We start from the raw sequence: 15882 nt of genomic DNA, 5'->3' as shown, positions 1-15882 counted from the left end.
CGATGGCACACGACCGTCTTGCCATCGTCGCGAGGGCTTTCCTCCTCGCACTCGTCACCGCCCTCGCGGGCTGCACCGGCAGCCGGCCCGAAGCTCCCGAAGGCCCGCCGCTCGTCTGGCCGCCCGCGCCGGAAACCGCGCGCATCGCCTACGTCCGCAGCATCGCCGGGCCTGCCGATCTGGATATCACCCGGAGCCTTCTCGAACGCATGCAGGATCTCCTGTTCGGCGCCGACGAGTCCCGCATGGTGCGCCCGATGGCCGTCGTCGCGGTCAAGGGCGTGCTCTACGTCGCGGACCCGGGCGTGCAGGGCGTGCACCGCTTCGACCCGCTCGGCAGCGGCTACGCCCTCGTGCGCGGACCGGGCGGCGCGCCGCTGCCCTCGCCCGTGGGGCTTGCCGAAGGCCCCGCGGGTGAGGTGTACGTCACCGACTCCCGGCTCGCGCGCGTCCTGGTGATCAAGCCCGGTGAGCGGACCGCCGCACCGCTCGCGCTCGACACCGCGCCGGTCCAGCCGACCGGCATCGCCTTCGACCCCGCGGCGGGGCACCTCCTCGTTGTCGATACCGGCGCCCACTGCATCCGGGTGTTCGACCGCGAGCTGCGCCTACGGACGAGCATCGGCCGGCGCGGCGAAGGCCCGGGCGAGTTCAATTTCCCGACGGCGCTGTCGCGCGGGGGCGACGGCCGCCTGTACGTGACCGATTCGCTCAACTTCCGCATCCAGATCCTCGACGCAGACGGCCGCGTCGCCGGCGTCTTCGGCCGTTCCGGCGACGTTCCCGGCGACACGCCGCGACCGAAGGGCGTCGCGACCGACCGCGACGGTCACATCTACGTCGTCGACGCCCTGCTCCACAGCATGCAGATCTTCGACGGCTCCGGGCGCTTCCTGCTGCCGGTCGGCCAGCAGGGGCGCGAGCGCGGCGATTTCTGGCTGCCGGCCGGCATCTTCGTCGCCCCCGACGGCTACATCTATGTCGCCGACTCGTACAACCGGCGCGTTCAGGTGCTGCGCTATCTGGGCGGGGCTGCATGATCGCCGTGACCCGCTCCCTCGCCGGATTGCCGGTGGCGATCGCGCTCGCCGCGACGCTGCTCCTCGCCGCCCTCCCCGCCGGCGCCGGCATCGTCTCGAGCCGGCACAACCTGTCGGTGAGCGGGCCAGGAACGGTCAAGGCGGCGAGCGAGACACAGGTGTGCGTCTTCTGCCACATCTCCCACAACGCCTCGCCGAGCGAACCGCTGTGGAACCGCCGTGCGCGCACCGGCGGCTACACCCCCTACACGAGCTCCACCGCCAAGGCCGCCCCGGGCCAGCCGGACGGCGCCTCGCTCGACTGCCTCTCCTGTCACGACGGCACCATCGCCCTCGGCGACCTCCTCAGCCTCAGCCAGGTCACGGCGATGGCGGGCGGCGTGACGACGATGCCCGCCGGGCGCAGCAACCTCGGCACCGACCTGTCCGACGACCACCCGGTGTCGATCCTGTACAACGCGGCGCTGGCCACCACCCGCGGCGAACTCGCCGACCCGGCGACGCTGACCGGCAAGGTGCGCCTCGACGCGAGCGGCAAGCTGCAATGCACGTCCTGCCACGACGCCCACGACGACAGCAACGGCAAGTTCCTCGTGATGCCGAACGCGGCCTCCGCGCTGTGCCAGACCTGCCACCAGCCGGCGCAGTGGAGCGCCAGCAGCCACAAGCTGTCGACGGCGACCTGGAACGGCGTCGGCGCCAGCCCGTGGCCGCACACCAGCGGCACCACCGTCGCCGCCAACGGCTGCGAGAACTGCCACCGCCCGCACTCGGCCGGCGGCCGCAAGTGGCTGCTCAATTACGCGAAGGAGGAGGACAACTGCACCAATTGCCATAACGGCAACGTCGCGGCGAAAAACATCAAGTCGGAGTTCACCAAGACCTCGATCCACCCGGTCGCAACGACCACCGGCGTCCACGACGCCGCCGAACCGACGGTGTCGCAGACCCGCCACGTCGAATGCGCCGACTGCCACAACCCCCACGCGGCGAAATCGGGCTCGGCCGGCGCCCTGCCCGGCTCCCTCACCGCCGTGCGCGGGGTCACGAGCGGCGGCACCGCGGTCGAACCCGCCACCGCGGAATACCAGCTATGCTTCCGCTGCCATGCCGACAGCCCCGGCAAGCCTGCGGCGCGTATCGCCCGCCAGATCGTCCAGACCAACACACGGCTCGAATTCAGCACGTCGAACCCGTCGTATCACCCGGTCGCCGGCGCGGGCAAGGGCACCAGCGTCCCCGACCTGATGGCGCCGTGGACCACGGCCAGCATCATCAAGTGCAGCGATTGCCACAACAACGACGCCGGCCCCGGCGCGGGCGGCGTCGGCCCGAACGGCCCGCACGGCTCGAAGTTCGCTCCGCTGCTCGAACGCCAGTACCTGACCGCCGACTTCACGACCGAAAGCGCCAGCGCCTACGCGCTGTGCTACAAGTGCCACGACCGCAACACCCTGCTCAACTCGAGCACCAGCGTGTCGAGCACCGTGCACCGCAAGCACGTCGTGAGCATCCGCACGCCCTGCAGCGCCTGCCACGACCCGCACGGCATTTCCTCGACCCAGGGCAACGTGACGAACAACAGCCGCCTGATCAACTGGGACATCTCGATCGTGAAACCCAATTCGTCGGGCCTGCTGAAATGGGAGCGCACCTCGGCCGGCCACGGCCGCTGCTACATGAGCTGCCACAATGACAATCACAACCCCGAGACGTATTGAACGGCGGGGTTATCGACGCCCGGATTTTCCCGTGAAGGATGAAGTCATGCTGCACATCGCATTCCGCCAACTCGCCGCCGCCGTCGCCGGCCTGCTGCTGTCCGGCGCGGCCAGCGCCGCGATCACCTGCTCCAAGGCGGGATTCGACGAACTGAACCGCGACCGCACGAACACCGCCTACTTCCTCGACGATGCCGCCGAGAAGGCCTGTCTCGACAAGCCCTTCGTCGCATCGGGCAGCGTCAAGCAGGTCTACGGCAAGGACGAATTCGAGCTCATCGCCGAGGACGGCCTCGGCGTCACCGTGCTGCTCGCGGGCTCGCACGGCTGCGGCGACCTGCTGCAGATGAAGAAGGGCCAGCGCGTCAAGGTCGGCGGCACCGTCGCACGGACCTACCGCAGCGCAGGCACGATCCGTCTGCGCAACGCAGTCTGCCAATGAGTCTTCGGGCGCCCGAATCGGATCGCTGAAAAAAACGGCCCGGGACACGAAGCCCCGGGCCGGCAGGCCCTCTGGAGAGGAGGGGAGAACGCTGTGCGCGGGTCGTGCTTATTGCAGCTCGACCAGCAGATCCTTCGCCGCGACCTTGTCGCCGGGTTTCACGAACACCGCCTTCACGACCGCGTCGCGCTCGGCGGTGAGCGCGGTTTCCATCTTCATCGCCTCGATGGACACCAGCGGCGTGCCCTTGGCGATCTTCTGGCCGGCATGCACGGCGACCGTCACGACCGCACCGGGCATTGGCGCGCCGATGTGGTTCGGGTTGGCCTCGTCGATCTTCGGATGGCGGCGGCCGGTGGGCGCGGCGCCGGCCTTGGGGATGCGCTGCAGGCGCGGCTGGCCGTTGAGTTCGAAGAAGACCTTCACGCGGCCCTCCTCGTCCGGCGTGTCGCTGCTGCCGGTCTGGCGCACGACGAGGCTCTTGCCGCGCTCGATGTCGACGCTGATCTCCTCGCGGTCCTTGAGGCCGTAGAAGAACACCGGCGTCGGTAGCAGCGACACGTCGCCGAAGCGCGCGTGGTGCGCGGCGTAGTCCTTGAAGACCTTGGGGTACATCAGCCAGGACGCGAGGTCGGTGTCGGAGATCTGCCGTCCGGCGGCGGTTTGGGCTTCGGCGCGCGCGGCGTCGAGGTCGACTTCGGGCAGGAAGTCGCCAGCGCGGCCCGGCAGCGGCGCGGCGCCTTTCAGCACCTTGCGTTCGAGATCCTTCGGGAAACCGTCGGGCGGGAAGCCCAGTTCGCCCTTGAAGAGCGAGATCACCGATTCGGGGAAGGCGATTTCCTTCGCCGGATCGCGCACTTCGGCGGGCGTGAGGTCGTTGGCGACCATGAAGAGCGCCATGTCGCCGACGACCTTCGACGTGGGGGTGACTTTCACGATGTCGCCGAAGAGCTGGTTCACGTCCGCGTAGGCCTGTGACACTTCCGGCCAGCGGTGTTCGAGGCCCATCGCGCGGGCCTGCTCGCGGAGATTCGTGTATTGCCCGCCGGGCATCTCGTGCTTGTACACGTCGGAGGTGCCGCAGCGGATGTCGGCTTCGAAGGGCGCGTAGGCGCGGCGCACGCCTTCCCAGTAGTGCGACAGCGACTGCATCGCGTCCAGATCGAGCCCGCTGTCGCGCTCGGATCCGGCAAGCGCGGCGGCGATCGAGCTGAGGTTGGGCTGCGAGGTGAGGCCGCTCATCGCGTCCATCGCGCCGTCGACTGCGTCCACGCCCGCTTCGATCGCGGCGAGCACGCTCGCGGCGGCAATGCCGGAGGTGTCGTGGGTGTGGAAGTGGATGGGGAGGCCGACTTCTTCCTTCAGCGCCTTCACCAACGCCCGTGCCGCGCGCGGCTTGCACACGCCGGCCATGTCCTTGATGCCGAGGATGTGCGCGCCGGCCTTTTCGAGCTGCTTGGCAAGGTCCACGTAGTACTTCAGGTTGTACTTCGGGCGGCTCGTGTCGAAGAGGTCGCCGGTGTAGCAGATCGTGCCTTCACACAGCGCGCCCGCTTCATTCACGGCGTCCATCGCGACGCGCATGTTGTCGATCCAGTTGAGCGAATCGAACACGCGGAACACGTCGATGCCCTCCTTCGCGGCCTGCTGCACGAAATAGCGCACGACGTTGTCGGAATAGTTGGTGTAGCCGACCGCGTTGGAGGCGCGCAGCAGCATCTGGAACAGCACGTTGGGGACCGCCGTGCGCAGGCGGCGGAGGCGCTCCCACGGGTCTTCCTTGAGAAAGCGCAACGCGACGTCGAAGGTCGCGCCGCCCCAGCATTCGAGCGAGAAGAGTTCGGGCACGAGGCGCGCGTAGTGCGGCGCGATCTCGAGCATGTCGCGCGTGCGCATGCGGGTGGCGAAGAGCGACTGGTGCGCGTCGCGCATCGTGGTGTCGGTGAGCAGCACGCGCTGTTCGTTCTTCATCCACTCGGCAAAGCGCTGCGGGCCGAGCTCCTTCAGGCGGTCGCGCGTGCCCGCGGGCGCCGCCGCGGCGAGATCGACCGACGGCTTGATCGGTTTGGCGAGCGGGAGCCTGGGCGCCTGGCGGCCGGCCATTTCGGGGTTGCCGTTGACGCTGACTTCGCCGAGGAACTTCAGGAGCTTCGTTGCGCGGTCCTGGCGCTTCTCGAAACGGAAGAGCTCGGGCGTGGTGTCGATGAAGCGCGTCGTGCATTCGCCCGACTTGAAGAGCGGATGCGCGATGACGTTTCCGAGGAACTGCAGGTTCGACGAGACGCCGCGGATGCGGAATTCGCGCAGGCCACGGTCCATGCGGGAGATGGCTTCGTCCGGGCTGTGGCCCCAGGCGGTGACCTTCACGAGCAGCGAATCGTAGAAAGGGGTGATGACCGCGCCCGTATACGCGGTGCCGCCGTCGAGGCGCAGGCCGAAGCCGGCGGCGCTGCGGTAGGCGGTGATGCGGCCGTAGTCGGGGGTGAAGCTGTTCTCGGGATCTTCGGTGGTGACGCGGCATTGCAGCGCGTGGCCGTTGAGGCGGATGTCTGCCTGCGCGGGCACGTAGGATTCGCCCTCGCCGATCTTTGCCCCTTCGGTGATGCGGATCTGCGCCTTGACGATGTCGACGCCGGTGACCTGCTCGGTGACGGTGTGTTCGACCTGAATGCGCGGATTCACTTCGATGAAATAGAAGGCGCCCGTGTCGGCGTCCATCAGGAATTCGACGGTGCCGGCGTGGGTGTACTGCGCGGCGCGGCACAGCTTCAGCGCGGCATCGCACAACTCCGTGCGGCGCGCTTCGTCGAGGTACGGCGCGGGGGCGCGTTCGACCACCTTCTGGTTGCGCCGCTGCACGGAGCAGTCGCGTTCGAAGAGGTGCACGAGCTTGCCGTGCGTGTCGCCCAGCACCTGCACTTCGACGTGGCGCGCGCGGCGGACCAGTTTTTCCAGGTAGACCTCGTCGTTGCCGAAGGCGGCGAGCGCTTCACGGCGGGCAACGTCCAACAGACCCGGCAGTTCATCCTCGGTCTCGATCGCGCGCATGCCTCGGCCGCCCCCGCCCCAGCTCGCCTTGAGCATCAGCGGGTAGCCGACTTCGCGCGCGAGGCGTTTGATCTCGTCGAGATCGCGCGGTAGCGCCCCGGTGGCGGGCACGACGGGCACGCCCGCGGCAACGGCGAGGTTGCGCGCGGCGACCTTGTTGCCCAGGTCGCGCATCACCTGCGGCTGCGGGCCGATGAAGGCGATGCCGGCCGCGGCGCAGGCTTCGGCGAACTCGGGGTTCTCGGAGAGGAAACCGTAGCCGGGGTGGATCGCGTCGACCTGCGCGTCCTTCGCGACGCGGATGATGTCGGCGATGTCGAGGTAGGCGGCGATCGGCTTCTGGCCGTTGCCCACGAGGTAGGATTCGTCGGCCTTGAAGCGGTGCAGCGCGAAGCGGTCTTCATTCGCGTAGATCGCCACCGTGCGGATACCCAGCTCGCTCGCGGCGCGGAACACGCGGATCGCGATCTCGCCACGGTTGGCGACGAGGATGCTCTTGATCGGTTTCATGTAGCTGCCCTGCCCTTTTGTGCGCGTGGCTGGTTGTCGTTATGAATTGATACTTCGGGGGTGCGCAGTCCGACCATCAATCAATCGCCGTTCTCGAATTTACGGTTGTACGCGGCTGAACGATGTTCGGTAAGCGACAGGTTTTTGCAGATTTGAGCCGGCAGCGGCATGTCGCCCCGCCCAACCCGCCGCCCCCGCTCCCACTTCATGCCGCGCACCGCAGGATGCGGGCCTTCGCGCGCATTTCCTCGTATTCGTCGTGCGCGACCGAATCGGCCGTGATGCCGCCGCCGACGCCGTATTCGGCGCGACCGGTCATGCCGTCCAGCGCCAGCGTACGGATCGCGACGTTGAAGATCGCGTCGCCGCCCGGTTTCAGCAGGCCGATGGCCCCGCAGTAGATGCCGCGCGGCTCGGCTTCGAGGCCGGCGATGATCTCCATCGCCTTGATCTTCGGCGCGCCGGTGATCGAGCCACAGGGGAAGAGCGCGGCGAAGATGTCCGCGAGATCCGCGTCGGGCCGCAGTTCGGCCGACACCGTCGAGGTCATCTGATGCACGGTCGGATAGGTTTCGACGGAGAAGAGCTCGGGCACGGCGACGCTGTGCGGGCGCGCGACCCGGGACATATCGTTGCGGATGAGATCCACGATCATGAGGTTTTCGGCGCGGTTCTTCTCGGAAGCGGCCAGCGCCTCGGCCTGCTGCGCGTCCTGCTCGGGGGTGCTCCCGCGCGCGAGCGTGCCCTTCATCGGCTTGGAGGTCAGGCGGTCGCCGTCGCGGCGGAAGAAGAGTTCGGGCGACAGCGACAGGATGCGGTGGCGTCCGAGGTCGAACAGCGCGCAGTAGCCGTCCGGTTGCCCGGCGCGCAGTTGCGCGTAAAGGTCGCGGGGATCTCCGTCGAAGCGGCCGTGCAGACGGATCGTGTGGTTGATCTGATACACGTCGCCGGCGCGGATGTGATCCAGGATGCGGCCGATATCGGCGTCGTAGCGCCCGCGCTCGACACCCGGCTGCCAGTCGTCGCAACCCACTGCGCCGCGCCGCGTTTCTTCGTCCACGGCGACCGGCGCGTCGAACACGCCGAACCACGCGAGCGGCAGCGACGAGCGCGGACGGAAGCGGAACGCGGGATCGAAGGCCGCGCCCGCTTCATAGGTCACGAAGCCCGCGACCCACTCCCCCGCCCGCGCGAGCGTGTCGGCGCGCGCGAGCACGGCGGGCACGGCCTCCGGCCGGTGGGCCACCAGCCGCAGGCGCGGGCGGCTGAAATGCAGCGGCGCGGCGCCCGTGGCATTGGCGGGGAAGTCGAAGCGCAGGTTGGCCATGACGACTAGCGCAGCACCACGGTGCGCAGGCCGTTGATGAACACGCGATGCTGCAGCACGTAGTGCAACGCGCGGCCGAGCGCGAGGCATTCGACGTGGCGGCCGGTGCTCAGGAGCTGGTCGGGCGTGAAGGCGTGGTCCACGCGCTCGACCGCCTGCTCGATGATCGGGCCTTCGTCGAGGTCGGTGGTGGCGAAATGCGCGGTCGCGCCGATCACCTTGACGCCGCGGGCGTGCGCCTGCTCGTAGGGGCGCGCGCCCTTGAAGCCGGGCAGGAAGGAATGGTGAATGTTGATGACGCGGCCGGCGAGGCGCTCGCACATCTCTTCCGACAGCACCTGCATGTAGCGCGCGAGCACCACCAGTTCCGCGCCGCTCGATTCGATCAGCGCGCGCAGCGCCGCCTCCTGCTGCGGCTTGGTGTCCGCCGTGATCGGCAGGTGGTGGAAAGGCAGCCCTTCGGCGGTGACGATCGGTTCGAGCGTGGTGTGGTTCGACGCCACGCCGACGATGTCCATCGGCAGTTCGCCGCGGCGCCACTGGTCGAGCAGGTCGCGCAGGCAGTGGTCGGCCTTCGACACCATCAGCAGCACGCGCATCGGGCGCCGCAGGTCGTGGATCTCGCCTTCGGACGCCTGGAAGCGGCCGCGCAAGGCGGCGTATTCGCCGCGCAGCGCCGCGATCCCGGCATCCGTCGCGTCGATGACGCGGAATGTCGTGCGCAGGTAGAAACGCCCGCTGAGGACGTCGTCAAAGACCGTGAATTCCTCGATGTAGGCACCGTGCGCTTCCAGCAGCGCGGTCACGGCGGCGGTCTGGCCGCGCTCTCCCGCGGCGGCGAAGGTCAGCGCGAAGCGCGCCGGGTCATTCGATGCTTGCGACATGTTCGGCTCTCTTCCGGGTGGGTGCGTCTGCGTTCTGCGTGATGCGGGCGTGTTCGCCGCGGCTCGTGGTGCGTTCGATGCCGACCGCCGTCGCGTAGCGGCTCACGCGCTGCTTGTAGAGGCCGACCGACACCTCCTGCACGCGCGGGTCGAGGCCGAAGGCGACGGTGAAGACCTCGTTGATGCGCGTCTCCAGCAGCGGGGTGTGCGGGGAACGCGGCCATTCGGTCGCGAGCCAGCGGCACAGCGGCTCGTAGTCGAGGCAGTCGCCGAGATCGCCCGGAACTGCCGGTGCCAGACCGGTGAGCGTCACGGAAACCCACACCGGTTGCGGATCCTGCTCATCCTCGTAGATACCCACCGCGAGACGGGTCTCGAGCCGTTCGATCTTCACGCTCCAGATTCCGTTCATCGCCGTCAGCCTCCGATCACGCCGCGCGCCTGCAGGTCGGCGTGGTAGGACGAGCGCACCATCGGGCCGGCGGCGACGTGGCGGAAGCCCATCTTCTCGCCGGCCACGCGCAGCTCGTCGAATTCGGCCGGGGTCACGTAGCGGCGCACCGGCAGGTGGTGCAGGCTGGGCTGCAGGTACTGGCCGATCGTCACCATGTCGACGTTGTGGGCACGCAGGTCGGCGAGCGTCGCCTCGATCTCCTCGCGCGTCTCGCCAACGCCCAGCATCAGGCCGGACTTGGTCGCGACCTCGGGGTGACGGGCCTTGAAGGCCGCGAGCAGGTCGAGCGAATGTTCGTAGTCGGCACCGGGGCGCACTTCGCGGTACAGGCGCGGCACGGTCTCGATATTGTGATTGAAGACATCGGGCGGCTCGGCCGCAAGGAGGTCGAGCGCGAGGTCGACGCGGCCACGGAAGTCCGGCGTCAGCACTTCGACGGTGATGCCGGGGTTGGCGGCACGCGTCTCGCGGATGCAGTCGGCGAAATGCTGTGCGCCGCCGTCGCGCAGGTCGTCGCGGTCGACCGAAGTGATCACGACGTACTTCAGGCGCATCCCCGTGACGGTCTGCGCGAGGTTCTTCGGCTCCTCCGGGTCCAGCGGCAACGGGCGGCCGTGGCCGACGTCGCAGAACGGGCAGCGCCGCGTGCAGATCGCCCCCATGATCATGAAAGTCGCCGTGCCGTGGTTGAAGCATTCGCCCAGGTTCGGGCAGTTGGCTTCCTCGCACACGGTGTGCAGGCGGTTCTCGCGCAGCGTGCCGGTGAGCCTGCGCACGCTCTTCGTACCGCGGAAGGCCGCGCGGATCCATTCCGGCTTGCGCAGCTGCTCGGCGGGTGTGATCGGGACGATCTTCACCGGGATGCGCGCGGTCTTGTCGGCGCCGCGCTGCTTGATTCCGGTCTGTGGGGAGGGGGTGCTTGCGTTCTGCATGGGAGTGACTCCGGCGGGCGACCGGCTCTCGGGTCGCAGTTCAATCTCTGTGGCGGGGTGCGATGGAGAGCCGGATCGCCCCTTGCATCAGCCGCGGTAGTAACGCTGCGGCACGAAGGGGGTGCTGGCGACTTCCAGCGGGACCGGCTTGCCGCGGACGATCGCGGAGAGCTGGGTGCCGACCTTGGCGAGCGCGGTCTCGACGTAGCCCATCGCGATCGGCGCGCCCAGCGTCGGGCCGAAGCCGCCGCTGGTGACGACGCCGACCTTGCGGCCGCTGGCGTCGACGATCTCGGCGCCGTCACGCACCGGCACGCGGGCGTTCGGACGCAGGCCGACGCGCTTGCGCGACACGCCGTTGGCGATGTGGCCGAGGACCACGTCGGCACCGGGGTAGCCACCCGCGCGCGCGCCGTCGGCACGGCGGGGCTTGGACAGCGCCCACAGCAGGCTGCTTTCGACCGGCGAGGTGTTCACGTCGAGGTCGTGGCCGTACAGGCACAGGCCGGCTTCGAGGCGCAGCGAATCGCGCGCGCCGAGGCCGATCGGGGCGACTTCGGGCTGGCTCAGCAGCTCGCGCGCCAGGGCTTCGGCCTTGTCCGCGGGCACCGAGATCTCGTAGCCGTCCTCGCCGGTGTAGCCGGAACGGCTGACGTAGCACGGCACGCCGACGAGGTTCACGGTGATGCTGTTCATGAACACCATCTTCGCGACTTCCGGCGCAAGGCGGGCCAGCACGGTGGCAGCGGCCGGGCCCTGCAGCGCAAGCAGCGCGCGGTCCGCGAGCACCTCGACCTGGCAGCGGCCCGACAGGTGCTTCTGCATGTGCGCGATGTCCTGCGTCTTGCACGCGGCGTTCACGACCACGAACAGGCGGTCGCCGAAGTTCGCGACCATCAGGTCGTCCATCACGCCGCCGGTCTCGTTGGTGAACAGCGCGTAGCGCTGCATGCCTTGCGGCAGGTCGATGATGTCGACCGGCACCAGGGTTTCCAGCGCCGCGGCGGCCTCGGGGCCGACGAGAAAGACCTGGCCCATGTGCGAGACGTCGAACAGGCCCGCCTGGGTGCGGGTGTGGGTGTGCTCCTTGATGATGCCCGCGGGGTACTGCACGGGCATCTCGTAGCCGGCGAAGGGCACCATCTTGGCGCCGAGGGAAACGTGCAGGTCGTACAGCGGGGTGCGCAGCAGCGGTGCGTCGGAGTGGTTGTCGCTCATGTGATTTCCTTTATCAAATACGTCCGTTCGCCACGAGCCGGTCGCAAGGCATGGGCAGGCTCGGCCCGAACGGTTCGGGGTTAATCGATATGACGGGGGTCAGCGGATCATCAGCATTCGATGACGTTCACGGCGAGGCCGCCGCGCGCGGTTTCCTTGTATTTCAGCTTCATGTCGGCACCGGTGTCGCGCATGGTCTTGATGACCTTGTCGAGCGACACGAAGTGCTTGCCGTCGCCGCGCAGCGCCATGCGTGCGGCGTTGATCGCCTTGATCGAGCCCATCGCGTTGCGCTCGATGCAGGGCACCTGCACGAGCCCGCCGACCGGGTCGCAGGTGAGCCCGAGGTTGTGTTCCATGCCGATCTCGGCGGCGTTCTCGACCTGCTCGGGCGTGCCGCCCAGCACCTCGGCCAAGGCGCCGGCGGCCATCGAGCAGGCGACGCCGACTTCGCCCTGGCAGCCGACTTCGGCACCGGAGATCGACGCGTTCTCTTTATAGAGGATGCCGATCGCGGCCGCGGTGAGGAGGAAGCGGATCACGCCCTCCTCGCTCGCGCCGGGGATGAAGCGGCTGTAGTAGTGCAGCACCGCCGGCACGATGCCCGCGGCGCCGTTGGTCGGGGCGGTGACGACGCGCCCGCCGGTGGCGTTCTCCTCATTGACGGCGAGGGCATAGAGATTCACCCAGTCCATCGTTGTCAGCGGGTCGCGGATGCTCGCCTCGGGGGCGCTGGAGAGCTTGCGGTACATCTCGGCGGCGCGGCGCTTCACGTGCAGGCCGCCGGGCATGATGCCTTCCTTCTCGCAGCCGCGCCGCACGCACAGCTGCATCACGTCCCAGATCCTGAGGAGGCCCGAACGCGTCTCCGCGTCCGTGCGCCACGCGCGCTCGTTCTCCAGCATCAGCTGGCTGATCGAGAGCCCCTTCTCGCGGCACTGCGCGAGGAGTTCCGCGCCGCTCTTGAACGGATACGCGAGCGGTGTGGCGTCCTCGACGATGCGGTCGGCACCGGCGGCGCTCTCATCGACGACGAAGCCGCCGCCGACCGAGTAATACACTTTGCTCATGAGCGTCTCGCCGCCCGCGTCGAAGGCGGTGATGCGCATCCCGTTCGGGTGGTAGGGGAGCGACTGGCGGCGATGCATCACGAGGTGCTCGCGCTCGACGAACGCCACCGGATGTTCGCCGGCGAGCTGCAGCCGCTGCTCGCCGCGGATGCGGGCGAGCTTGCTGTCCACCTGTTCGGTGTCGACGAGATCCGGCGCCTCGCCCTCGAGGCCCAGGAGCACGGCCTTGTCGCTGCCGTGCCCCTTGCCGGTCGCGCCGAGCGAGCCATAGAGTTCGGCCTTCACGCTTGCGACCCGCGCGAGCAGGCCGGACTCCTTGAGGCCGTTCGCAAAGACCTGCGCCGCACGCATCGGCCCCACGGTATGTGAGGACGACGGCCCGATGCCGATCTTGAACAAGTCGAAAACGCTGATGGCCATGCTCGATTACCTCGAAGTTTCGGATGCAAGCGCGCCGTTGCCGGAACGCGATTTGGACATCTGGTAGCCCACCGTGAGCAGCGCGAACCACGCCGGCGCAACGTAGAGCGCGACGCGGGTGCCGGCGTCGAACGCGAGGAAGCCGGTCACGAGCAGCAGGAAGGCCAGCACGAACCAGTTCGCGTACGGGGCGCCCGGCATGCGGAAGAACACCGCCTTGGCCTCACCGCGTGCGACCGCCTGGCGATACTTGAGGTGCGCCCAGACGATGATGCCCCAGGTCCACACCGCGCCCACGGTCGCGACGCTCGTCACATACACGAAGGCTTCCTCGGGCACGATGTAGTTGAGCGCGACGCCGACCAGCATCACGGCGGCCGACAGCGTGATCGCGTTGGCCGGTACGTGGGTCTTGCTGATCTTGCCCAGCGCGGCCGGCGCCTGGCCGAACTGCGCGAGGGTGTAGAGCATGCGCCCGGTGCTGAAGATGCCGCTGTTGCACGACGAGGCGGCCGCGGTGATGACGACGAAGTTGATGATGCCGGCCGCGGCGGGAATGCCGATCTTCTCGAACACGGTGACGAACGGGCTCATGTTTGGGTTGAGTTCGTTCCACGGCACGAGCGACATCAGCACGATCAGCGCGCCGATGTAGAAGATCAGGATCCGCCACGTGACGCTGTTGGTCGCGTGCGGCAGCACCTTCTCGGGGTTCTGCGCCTCACCGGCGGTGACACCGATGAGTTCCACGCCGGTGTAGGCGAAGCACGCGATCTGCAAGGTCAGCACCACGCCCACCATGCCCATCGGCGCGAAGCCGCCGTGCGACCACAGGTTGGAGAAGCTCGCGGTCTTGCCCAGGTCGGTCACGCCGAAGAAGATGATCGCAAGGCCGATCAGGAGCATCGCAACGATCGTGACCACCTTGATGATCGCGAACCAGAACTCCATCTCGCCGAACACCTTCACCGCGATCAGGTTGGCACCGTAGAGCACGACCAGCGTCACGAGCGCCGGGATCCACTGCGGCACGTCCGGGAACCAGTAGTGCACATACACGCCGACGGCGGTGAGTTCCGCCATGCCGGTGACGATCCAGGTGAACCAGTAGGTCCAGCCGGTGACATACCCGGCCCACGGGCTGACGTACTCCTCGGCGTAGATCGCGAACGAACCGGCCACCGGGCGGTGGATCAGCAGCTCGCCGAGCGCGCGCATGATGAAGAACACTGCCAGACCCGCGAACGCGTAGGTCAGGAGCAGCGCGGGGCCGGCCTTGCTGATGGCCTTGGCCGAGCCGAGAAAGAGGCCCACCCCGATCGCACCGCCGATGGCGATGAGCTGGATGTGCCGATCCTTGAGGCCTCGTTCGAGGTCCTTGCCTTCGTGCCGCTGCTCTTCGTCGAGCATGTCACTGATGCGTGTCATCCTTCAGTCCCTTCCTCTGTAGTTTGAAAAAAACGCCTGGGTCTCTCTCTGGTGCGGAAAAAGGGAGCGCCCCTCGCGCCCCCCCTGCTGCCTGTCTTTATTGTTTTACCGGCCGTACACCGGGAAGCGCGCGCACAGCGCGGCGACTTTCGCCCGCACGGCGTCGATCACCGCGGGGTTGTCGATGGCGTCGAGCACGTCGCAGATCCAGCCGGCGAGCTCCTTGACTTCGCTGATGCCGAAGCCGCGGGTGGTCGCCGCCGGCGTGCCGATGCGGATGCCGCTGGTGACGAAAGGCGACTGCGGATCGTTCGGCACGGTGTTCTTGTTCACGGTGATGTGGGCCGCGCCCAGCGCCGCATCGGCGGCCTTGCCGGTGATGCCCTTGGCGATCAGGTCGACCAGGAAGAGGTGGTCGTCGGTGCCGCCGGAGACGATCTTGTAGCCGCGCTCGACGAACACGCCCGCCATCGCTTGCGCGTTGGCGATCACCTGCTGCTGGTAGGCCTTGAACGAGGGATCGAGCGCTTCCTTGAACGCCACGGCCTTCGCCGCGATGACGTGCATCAGCGGGCCGCCCTGGGTGCCGGGGAAGACCATCGAGGCGATCTTCTTCTCGATGTCTGCGTTGGCACGGCCGAGGATGATGCCGCCGCGCGGGCCGCGCAGCGTCTTGTGCGTGGTGCTGGTGACGATGTCGGCGAAAGGCACCGGGCTCGGGTACAGGCCCGCGGCGACGAGGCCGGCGACGTGGGCCATGTCGACGAACAGCAGCGCGCCGACCTTGTCCGCGATCGCGCGGAAGCGCGGGAAGTCGAGGTGACGGGCGTAGGCCGAGAAGCCGGCGACGATCATCTTCGGCTTGCACTCGACGGCGAGCGCCTCGAGCGCGTCGTAGTCGAGCACGCCGTCGTCGGTGACGCCGTACTGCACCGCGTTGAAGATCTTGCCGGAGAAGTTCACCTTCGCGCCGTGCGTGAGGTGCCCGCCGTGCGCGAGGCTCATGCCGAGGATCGTGTCACCAGGCTGCAGCAGCGCGAAATACACCGCGGCGTTGGCTTGCGAACCCGAATGCGGCTGCACGTTGGCCCAGTCGGCGCCGAAGAGCTGCTTGGCGCGGTCGATCGCGAGCTGCTCGACGACGTCGACGTGCTCGCAGCCGCCGTAGTAGCGCTTGCCGGGGTAGCCTTCGGCGTACTTGTTGGTGAGCACCGTGCCCTGCGCCTGCATCACGCGCGGGCTGGCGTAGTTCTCGGACGCGATGAGCTCGATGTGGTCTTCCTGGCGGTGGCGCTCGGACTCGATCGCGCCCCACAGATCGGGGTCGAAGCCGGCGATCTGCATGCTTTTGTCGAACATTGGGATTTCTCCGAAACTGGGGATCAGAG

At 68.2% G+C, this 15882-nt stretch carries 12 protein-coding genes; 3 read left to right on the top strand and 9 right to left on the bottom strand.

Annotated elements, in window-relative coordinates; genetic code table 11:
- Positions 1–2: 2 nt before the first annotated feature.
- The 3 genes from CDA09_RS03240 to CDA09_RS03230 are packed head-to-tail and all read left to right on the top strand — an operon-like array spanning position 3 to position 3203.
- Positions 3–1040: an NHL repeat-containing protein gene (locus CDA09_RS03240; protein ID WP_121427309.1), complete on the top strand. Its 1038-nt coding sequence runs from the start codon at positions 3–5 to the stop codon at positions 1038–1040.
- Positions 1037–2761, top strand: coding sequence for a cytochrome c3 family protein (locus tag CDA09_RS03235; protein ID WP_121427308.1), 1725 nt, complete (start codon positions 1037–1039; stop codon positions 2759–2761). Before CDA09_RS03240 ends, CDA09_RS03235 begins: the two co-directional genes overlap by 4 nt.
- Before the next feature lie 46 nt (positions 2762–2807).
- The gene (locus CDA09_RS03230; protein ID WP_128106528.1) at positions 2808–3203 is read left to right on the top strand and encodes a hypothetical protein; all 396 of its coding nucleotides are present in this window, start codon (positions 2808–2810) and stop codon (positions 3201–3203) included.
- 108 nt (positions 3204–3311) lie between these two features.
- Here CDA09_RS03230 and CDA09_RS03225 read toward each other — a convergent pair whose 3' ends face one another.
- The 9 genes from CDA09_RS03225 to glyA form a co-directional block, all read right to left on the bottom strand.
- Positions 3312–6761 carry a pyruvate carboxylase gene (locus CDA09_RS03225; RefSeq protein WP_121427306.1) on the bottom strand — a complete coding sequence of 1150 codons (3450 nt, stop codon included), beginning with the start codon at positions 6759–6761 and terminating at the stop codon, positions 3312–3314.
- A 205-nt stretch (positions 6762–6966) separates the two neighbouring features.
- Positions 6967–8088, bottom strand: coding sequence for an aminodeoxychorismate synthase component I (gene pabB / locus CDA09_RS03220; RefSeq protein WP_121427305.1), 1122 nt, complete (start codon positions 8086–8088; stop codon positions 6967–6969).
- 5 nt (positions 8089–8093) lie between these two features.
- Positions 8094–8972: a formyltetrahydrofolate deformylase gene (locus CDA09_RS03215; RefSeq protein WP_121427304.1), complete on the bottom strand. Its 879-nt coding sequence runs from the start codon at positions 8970–8972 to the stop codon at positions 8094–8096.
- The gene (locus CDA09_RS03210) at positions 8953–9384 is read right to left on the bottom strand and encodes a dihydroneopterin aldolase (protein ID WP_121427303.1); all 432 of its coding nucleotides are present in this window, start codon (positions 9382–9384) and stop codon (positions 8953–8955) included. The genes CDA09_RS03215 and CDA09_RS03210 overlap by 20 nt, the downstream gene beginning before the upstream one ends.
- A 5-nt stretch (positions 9385–9389) precedes the next feature.
- A complete protein-coding gene (gene lipA, locus CDA09_RS03205) occupies positions 9390–10358 on the bottom strand; it encodes a lipoyl synthase (protein ID WP_121427302.1) in 969 nt (322 codons plus the stop codon).
- Positions 10359–10445: 87 nt separating this feature from the next.
- Positions 10446–11576 (bottom strand): glycine cleavage system aminomethyltransferase GcvT, encoded by a 1131-nt coding sequence (gene gcvT, locus CDA09_RS03200; RefSeq protein ID WP_121427301.1) that lies wholly within the window; start codon positions 11574–11576, stop codon positions 10446–10448.
- 110 nt (positions 11577–11686) lie between these two features.
- A complete protein-coding gene (locus tag CDA09_RS03195) occupies positions 11687–13066 on the bottom strand; it encodes an L-serine ammonia-lyase (protein ID WP_121427300.1) in 1380 nt (459 codons plus the stop codon).
- Between the two features lie 6 nt (positions 13067–13072).
- Positions 13073–14494 (bottom strand): amino acid permease, encoded by a 1422-nt coding sequence (locus CDA09_RS03190; RefSeq protein ID WP_121427299.1) that lies wholly within the window; start codon positions 14492–14494, stop codon positions 13073–13075.
- Between the two features lie 105 nt (positions 14495–14599).
- On the bottom strand, positions 14600–15853 hold the full coding sequence (gene glyA / locus CDA09_RS03185; RefSeq protein WP_121427298.1) for a serine hydroxymethyltransferase: 1254 nt from the start codon (positions 15851–15853) through the stop codon (positions 14600–14602).
- Positions 15854–15882: the final 29 nt, after the last annotated feature.

This window comes from Azoarcus sp. DN11 (genome assembly GCF_003628555.1).
Classification (GTDB): Bacteria; Pseudomonadota; Gammaproteobacteria; order Burkholderiales; family Rhodocyclaceae; genus Aromatoleum.
Note: the sequence above shows the minus strand (reverse complement) of the source record. Positions and strands in the feature narration are given on the sequence as shown.